This is a genomic window from uncultured Microbulbifer sp. (assembly GCF_913055755.1).
Lineage (GTDB): Bacteria > Pseudomonadota > Gammaproteobacteria > Pseudomonadales > Cellvibrionaceae > Microbulbifer.
In genome coordinates this window covers 1-4,113 of the sequence record NZ_CAJXKH010000156.1, presented here as the reverse complement: position 1 = coordinate 4,113, position 4,113 = coordinate 1, and the positions used below count along the sequence as shown (strand labels likewise).

The window sequence follows — 4,113 nt, the reverse complement described above, 5'->3', positions numbered from 1 at the left end:
GTTTGCCGAATACCTGGTGATCCCCGCGCTCAATGCATTCAAGATCCCGGACAATATTTCCGACGAACTGGCTTCCATTTTCGACCCCTTCGGCAATGCGGTGCACACGGCACTGTCGTTCGACCTGGTGGGTGAAGATGTACTGATTACCGGCGCCGGCCCCATCGGCATCATGGCCGCCGCCGTGGCGCGTCACGTGGGTGCGCGCCATGTGGTGATCACCGATATCAACGATTACCGCCTGGAGCTGGCGAAGAAGATGGGCGCTACGCGCACCGTGAATGTCAGCAGGGAAAAGCTCCCGGACGTGATGAAAGACATCGGCATGACCGAGGGCTTTGACGTGGGTCTGGAGATGTCCGGCGTTGCCGTGGCCTTCCGCGACATGCTGTCTGCCATGAACCACGGCGGCAAGATTGCGATGCTGGGGATTCCCCCGGGCGAGATGGCGATCGACTGGAGCCAGGTAATCTTCAAGGGCCTGATCCTGAAGGGCATCTACGGCCGCGAGATGTTCGAGACCTGGTACAAGATGGCCAGCCTGATCCAGTCCGGCCTCGACCTGTCCCCGATCATCACCCACCAGTTCTCGGTGGACGAGTTCCAGCAGGGTTTTGACACCATGGGTTCCGGGGAGTCCGGCAAGGTCATCCTGAACTGGCAGTGATATTTACTTTGTAGCTTCCGCCGGTGTCTTTGAATCCAGTGCGGTGGCGGTCGGTCACCAGGCAACGGTTTTCGAAAGCGGGCTAGGCGCCCCCCTTGAATACATCCCTGTAAGCTGCGTCGGCGCCGTCCATGGCGCCGACCCTTTCGAAAACCGTTGCCCGATGCCCGACCTTCGCATCTAACAGTGTACCCTGTAAGTAAATACGGCTGTGTCGGCTAAAAAAATTCTGGAGGAAATACAATGCTACGGGTTATCGGCGTTATCATCTTCGCCTTGATCCTGCTCGGTCTGGCAGGCCACCTGTACTATTCGCGCAAAGGTGAAAACCAGACCAGCCAACTTCCACACTTTCAGGACTGGCACATAGCACGTATAGAATCCGCTACAACCCCAACTTCCTGATCAATCGCGTGCTGGTTGTCCCCTGTACCAGCAGGGAAAACAGCACCACCCCAAATACCATCGACTGTACCGTCCACCAGTAAGGCAATTCCGTGGGCAGCGACAGCACCAACGCCACCGCGATCACCCCTCGCAAACCGCCCCAGCTCAATATCAAACGCCAGTCCTTCGCGATCGGCGGACCCACGAATCTCGCCATCGGTGAAATCAGGAAGACCGTCAACGCCCGCGCACCAATTGCCGCGACGATGGCAATGATCATTGCCAGCCACTGCTGGGTGAACATTTCAAACGTGATCACCAGTCCCATGATCACAAAGATTAGCGCCTGGAACAGCAGCCCCAGCCACTCCCAGGTGGGTTCCGCGTGGGCGAGATAGGTTGCATACTGTTCCCGCAGGCAGGCGCGGGTAACAATGGCGCAGACCATGACCGCGAGAATTCCGGAAACGCCAATAATATGTTCCGCAAGATAAAAACTGCCGAAGGCCGCCAAGATCAGCACCACCAGCGCCGCCCCGGCAGAACCGAGAAACAGCACCGCAATTGCGGTTAACAAGCCACATATGGCGCCAACGGCAAGGCCGCCAAAAAAGACCACGGAAAAGTACAGCGCAAAATTTCCGAAGCCCTGGACCAGCTCCCCCGTCGCTACCGCCCCTTCCATCGCACTGTGACTGGCCACCCCCACGATCAATGAGAAAAGCACCACCGCCGCAGCGTCGTTAAACAGGCTCTCCCCCTCAACCAGGGTCAACAGTTCATCATTGGCATTGGTCTGGCGCAGCCGCGCCACCACCGAAACCGGGTCGGTTGCAGCCAGAATGGCACCGGTCAACAGGGCCGCAATCCACGGAAACCCTTCCGGATGGTAAATACCGTAATACACCAGGCTCGCCGTAATCAGCATGCAGATCACCACCCCGAGGGTGGCAAACAGGAGGATGGGGCCGAGCCAGCGGAGCAACCGTTGCGGGTCGATTCTCCAACCGGAGTCGAAGATGAGTACCGGCAGAATGACAAAAAACACCAGCTGGTGCAGGTTTTCCGCTCGCAGTCCGGTATCGTAATTGATGATCGGTAAAAGAAAGCCGGCCAGCACGCCGGCAACCAGGCAGCCCAGGGTATTGTCCCTTTTCAATAAGCGGGCAATCCCCAGGCCGATCACTGCGGCCAGGGCCATGTACAGTCCCTGCCCCACCAGTGTTGTTACGCCTTCCATTGCGCTCTCCCGATTGTTAGCTCGCGCCCCGATCCGAGGCGATCACCGATTTGGGTTTTACATCCGGCACCAGCTCCGAGAGCGGCACCGGGGTGCCGCGCTCGTTGATCACTTCCACGTGGGCACGGCGCAACATGCGCGGCTCCGGCACGCCACAGGAGTGGGCGATGATGCCAACCTCGTGTTCCATGTTGTGCGCATAGTTGTAAACCCGCTCCGCCTTGTCCACAGGGTCCAGCCCCTGCTGCAAATCCGGGTTGTGGGTGGTGACGCCGGTAGGGCAGGTATTCTTGTTGCACTGCATGGCCTGGATACAGCCGAGTGCAAACATGAAACCGCGTCCGCAGTTCACGAAGTCTGCGCCCATCGCCAGCGCCCAGGCCACCATCGACGGCGTCAGCAGTTTGCCGGCGCAGATGATCTTGATCCGGTCACGCAGGCCGTATTGCGCCAGCAGGTCCACCACCAGTGGCAGGCTGCGGTTCAGCGGCAGCCCCATATAATCCATCAGACTCTGGGGCGCCGCGCCGCTGCCACCATCGGCGCTGTCGATATTGATAAAGTCCGGTGCCGATTCAGGGCCGCGCTTCTGGATCGCCTCGCACAGGTCGTGCAACCAGTCGCTGTTGCCGATCACGCACTTGAAGCCGGTGGGCTTGCCGGTCACTTCGCGGATACGCTGGATCATATCCAGCAGGCCGTCCACATGGCGAAACTCCGGGTGCCCATTGGGACTGATGGAGTCCATGCCCACCGGGATACCGCGTACATGGGCAATTTCCGGGGTCACCTTGACGCCAGGCAGGATCCCTCCCTTGCCCGGTTTGGCGCCCTGGGAGAGCTTCAGCTCGAACATTTTCACCTGCTCGTGCGCCGCCACCGCCTTCAGCTTTTCATCGGACAGCAGGCCGTTCTCGTCGCGCACCCCGTATTTGGCAGTACCTATCTGGAACACGATGTCACAACCACCCTCCAGGTGGTGCGGTGACAGGCCCCCCTCCCCGGTATTCAGCCAGATACCGGCCTTGGCCGCCCCGCGGGACAGTGCTCTGACCGCGGGCACCGACAGCGCACCGAAACTCATACCGGAGATATTGAAAATGGAACGGGTGGTGTAGGGGCGGCGCGCCACCCCTACACCAACGGTCACCTCCCGCGGCGGCACCGCATCCTTGGCCAGGGTGGGGAAAGGATGATTGAGAAAAACGATATCCCCGGGCTGGTTCAGCGGCCGGGTGGAGCCGAACGCGAGTGTGGAATCCACATTCTTGGCGGCCCGGTAAACCCAGCTGCGCTGGGCGCGGTTGAATGGCATCTCCTCCCGGTCGAGGGCAAAAAAGTACTGGCGGAAGAACTCGCCAAGATGCTCGAACTGGTAGCGGAAGCGGCCCAGCACCGGGAAGTTGCGCCGGATTGCCTGCTTGGTTTGACTCACGTCGGATAGGTACAGGTACACCACATACAGCACCAGCACCACCAGCCCGAAGGCAAATAACATGGCAAATATCTGCAATACCTTGACGGCAAAAGCGTAAATCGCCGCGACAGCCTGAAGATCCATTCCCTGTTCCCTGCTTTTAAACCAGTTGACCGCACAACAAAACTATCCGGTCATTGTACGTGCTCGCAGCGCCGCTTGCACAGCCCCAGGACGGGCAATAAACTGTACAAACATACAGCATGATTCGAGAGCAGCGTGGCCAACGACTCCCCTACCAACCAGCCCAGAGCCCACAAGGGCCGAGGCGCCATCAGTAATCTGGCCGGGCGCTTCGTGGATCAGGTCAGTACCCGTGAAAATGATGGCTGGCTGCTTGAG

3 protein-coding genes are annotated in these 4,113 nt (G+C 59.3%); 1 reads left to right on the top strand and 2 read right to left on the bottom strand.

The features are described 5' to 3' along the window. Window positions 1-667 (top strand): L-threonine 3-dehydrogenase (gene tdh, locus QZ511_RS16440; RefSeq protein WP_295804140.1); only part of this gene is annotated, 667 nt, incomplete at its 5' end. Between the two features lie 385 nt (window positions 668-1,052). On the opposite strand, the gene QZ511_RS16435 is transcribed toward tdh, so the two are convergent. Together QZ511_RS16435 and QZ511_RS16430 are read right to left on the bottom strand one after the other, a co-directional pair. Continuing rightward, window positions 1,053-2,294: a sodium:proton antiporter gene (locus QZ511_RS16435; RefSeq protein WP_295804139.1), complete on the bottom strand. Its 1,242-nt coding sequence runs from the start codon at window positions 2,292-2,294 to the stop codon at window positions 1,053-1,055. A gap of 16 nt (window positions 2,295-2,310) precedes the next feature. After that, entirely contained in the window at window positions 2,311-3,855 is a 1,545-nt protein-coding gene (locus tag QZ511_RS16430) for an FMN-binding glutamate synthase family protein (protein ID WP_295804136.1), read from the bottom strand. Window positions 3,856-4,113 lie beyond the last annotated feature (258 nt).

What these genes read in the sequence shown, in the direction of transcription:
- QZ511_RS16435 (WP_295804139.1), bottom strand. Translation starts at nt 2,294, where the DNA reads ATGGAAGGCGTAACAACACTGGTGGGGCAGGGACTGTACATGGCCCTG.
- QZ511_RS16430 (WP_295804136.1), bottom strand. Translation starts at nt 3,855, where the DNA reads ATGGATCTTCAGGCTGTCGCGGCGATTTACGCTTTTGCCGTCAAGGTA.